Raw genomic sequence first — 3711 nt, forward strand, 5'->3', positions numbered from 1 at the left:
TCGAAGCAGTCATCGCCGAACTCGGCGACGCCCTCTTTCGTGATCCGGAGACCGGTTCTTGGCAAACGGCCGACGCCTATCTCTCCGGTCAGGTTCGCGACAAGCTCAAGGCCGCGCAAGCCGCTGCCGCACTCGACCCCGTCTTCGAGCGCAACGTCCGTGCTCTGGTCGAGGTTCAGCCGGCCGATCTGCGGCCTTCCGATATTACCGCCCGGCTTGGTGCGCCGTGGATTCCAGCCGACGATGTCGTGGCCTTCGTGCACGAGACGATGGGTGCCGAGATCAGGATCCATCATATGCCGGAGCTGGCATCGTGGACCGTTGAGGCGCGGCAATTGGGATGGATGGCGGCCGGCACGTCCGAATGGGGCACCGACCGCCGTCATGCCGGCGAGCTCATAGCCGACGCGCTGAACAGCCGGGTGCCGCAGATCTTCGATACGGTGAAGGAGGGCACTGCTGAAAAGCGCGTGCTCAATGTCGTGGATACGGAAGCCGCCAAGCAAAAGCTGCAGAAGATCAAGACCGCTTTCCAGAACTGGATCTGGTCCGATCCCGACCGGACCGACCGGCTGGCGCGGGTCTATAACGACCGCTTCAACAACATCGCCCCCCGACGATTCAACGGGGATCACCTGCAGCTTCCAGGCGCCTCCGGCGCCTTTTCTCTTTATGGGCACCAAAAGCGCGGCATCTGGCGCATCGTCTCGGCCGGCTCGACCTACCTCGCCCACGCCGTCGGCGCCGGCAAGACCATGACGATTGCCGCGGCCGTCATGGAGCAGCGCCGGCTTGGCCTGATCGCCAAGGCCATGTTGGTCGTTCCCGGCCATTGCCTTGCACAGATGGCCCGCGAATTCCTGGCGCTCTATCCGACCGCCCGCATCCTCGTCGCCGACGAGACCAATTTTTCCAGGGACAAGCGACATCGCTTCCTGTCGCGTGCGGCGACGGCGACCTGGGATGCGATCATCATCACCCACAGCGCCTTCCGCTTCATCGGCGTGCCGTCCGCCTTCGAGCAGCAGATGATCCAGGACGAATTGGAGCTCTACGAGACGCTGCTGACCAAGGTCGAGAGCGACGACCGCGTCTCGCGCAAGCGCCTCGAGCGGCTGAAGGAGGGGCTCAAGGACCGGCTGGAGTCGCTCTCGACTGGCAAGGACGACCTGCTCACCATCTCCGAGATCGGCGTCGACCAGATCATCGTCGACGAAGCCCAGGAGTTCAGGAAGCGCAGCTTCGCGACCAACATGTCGACGCTCAAGGGCGTCGATCCGAACGGCTCGCAGCGGGCCTGGGACCTTTATGTCAAATCCCGGTTCGTGGAGACGAAGAATCCGGGCCGGGCGCTCGTGCTGGCCTCCGGCACGCCGATCACCAATACGCTTGGCGAAATGTTCTCGCTGCAGCGCTATCTCGGTTACGAGGCGCTGCTTCAGCGCGGCCTGCACGAGTTCGACGCCTGGGCTTCGACCTTCGGCGACGTCACGACTGAACTCGAATTGCAGCCATCAGGCAAATACAAGCCGGTGACGCGCTTCGCCACGTTCGTCAACGTGCCGGAGCTGATCGCCATGTTCCGCTCCTTCGCCGATGTGGTGATGCCGCAAGACCTTCGGGCATATGTGAAGGTGCCGGCGCTTTCGACCGGCGCACGTCAGATCATCACCGCCAAGCCGTCCGCGGCCTTCAAGCGCTACCAGACGGTGCTCGACGCCCGCATCAAGGCCATCGAGGAGCGCGACCGTCCGGCAGAACCTGGGGACGACATCCTGCTCTCGGTCATCACCGACGGGCGTCACGCCGCTATCGACCTGCGCCTGGTCGATCCGGACAACGACAACGAACCGGACAACAAGCTCAACGCTCTCATCGGCAACGCCTTCCGTATCTGGCGGGAAACAGCGCAAAGCAGCTATGTCCGCGCCGACGGCAAGCCGTTCGAGCTTACGGGCGCAGCGCAGATGATCTTCTCCGATCTCGGCACGATCGGCGTCGAGAAAACCAGAGGCTTCTCGGCCTATCGCTGGATCAGGGATGAACTGGTCCGCAGGGGCATTCCGGCATCGGAAATTGCCTTCATGCAGGAGTTCAAGAAGTCGGAGGCCAAGCAGCGCCTGTTCGGCGATGTGCGCGCTGGAAAAATCCGGTTCCTGATCGGCTCCTCCGACACGATGGGCACCGGCGTCAACGCGCAGCTCCGCCTCAAGGCGCTGCATCATCTCGACGTGCCGTGGCTTCCCTCCCAGATCGAGCAGCGCGAAGGTCGTATCCTGCGGCAGGGCAACCAGCATGAGGTCGTCGATATCTTCGCCTACGCCACGGAAGGATCGATGGACGCCCAGATGTGGCAGAACAACGAGCGCAAGGCTCGGTTCATCGCGGCGGCCCTCTCCGGAGACACGTCCATTCGGCGGTTGGAGGATATGGGTGGAGGGCAGGCCAACCAGTTCGCGATGGCCAAGGCGATCGCCTCTGGCGATCCGCGTCTGATGCAGAAGGCAGGCCTGGAGGCGGACATTGCCCGTCTGGAGCGCCTTCGCGCGGCCCACATCGATGATGAGCACGCCATTCGGCGGCAGATCCGCGATGCCGAGCGCGATATCGAATATTCGACCCGGCGCATCGGCGAGGTCGGGAAGGACATCGAGCGCCTCGTGCCGACGACCGGCGATGGGTTCAGCATGGTGGTCCGGGGCGACGCGTTCACGGAGCGCAAAGACGCCGGTCGTGCGCTGATGAAGGAAATCCTGACTCTCGTGCAGCTTCAACACAAAGGCGAAACCATCATCGCCTCGATCGGCGGGTTCGATTTCGAATATTCCGGCGAGCGCTTCGGCAAGGACGGCTACCGCTATGCCACCAAACTGATGCGCACCGGCGCCGATTATGAAATCGAGCTCCCTGTCACCACCACGCCGCTTGGCGCCATCGCCCGGCTCGAGCATGCCTTGGCCGGCTTCGAGGGCGAGCAGGAACGATACCGCCAGCGTCTTGAGGATGCCGAGCGCAGGCTCACATCCTATCGCTCGCGTGAGGGCGGCGAGTTCGGTTTCGCTGGTGAACTCGCCGAGAAGCGCCGGCAGCTTGCGGAAATCGAAACCGATCTTGCGTCTTCGATTGATGGCCAGGATCAGCGTGCCGCCGCATAGCGGGCTCGACACAGGCCGCCGGTCATTGTGTCAGGCACCGACCGCCGGCAAAGGTCCAAGCCGGCTCGGGTGCAGGCGATGCAGGAGGCCCGCCCATATACGCTCAGCACAGTCCGCAAGCCGCGATGCAAATCGTGGCGGCGCCCGTCTCGGGATCGTTGGGTTCCAGATCGACGTCGCAGGGATTTAGGAAAGGAAAACGGAGGAAGAATAGAACCCGCTCGCAGATCGGGCGGGCCGCTGACGCTGGCGCTCAACCGCGCCGCTCGCGATCCCGGCCGCGTCGCCCTGCGCAGGGCTGTGAGCCCCGCTCGGCCAGCCGGACAGGGATGCTCGGCCGCGGTTGCACCGGCCCGCCCGCTCCGCGGGCCGGGGGATGTCTTCGGGAAGAAGACGAGGAAGGACACAGCGAACAGCGGTGTCCGCAAACCCTTGAAGGAGCATCTCCATGGAACTGAAGTTTGTCGATCCGCGCGCGCTGAAGGATAATCCCGACAAGGCGCGACGCTCGAAGTCGAGTCCGCAGGCCGACGCCCTGCTGCTGGCTACGATCCGT

At 63.9% G+C, this 3711-nt stretch carries 1 protein-coding gene; it reads left to right on the forward strand.

Annotated elements, in window-relative coordinates:
- On the forward strand, window positions 1-3155 hold a 3155-nt coding region (locus EH240_RS36440; protein ID WP_342634129.1), incomplete at its 5' end, for a helicase-related protein.
- Between the last annotated feature and the right edge of the window lie 556 nt (window positions 3156-3711).

Origin of the sequence: Mesorhizobium tamadayense (assembly GCF_003863365.1) — a bacterium.
Classification (GTDB): Bacteria; Pseudomonadota; Alphaproteobacteria; order Rhizobiales; family Rhizobiaceae; genus Mesorhizobium; species Mesorhizobium tamadayense.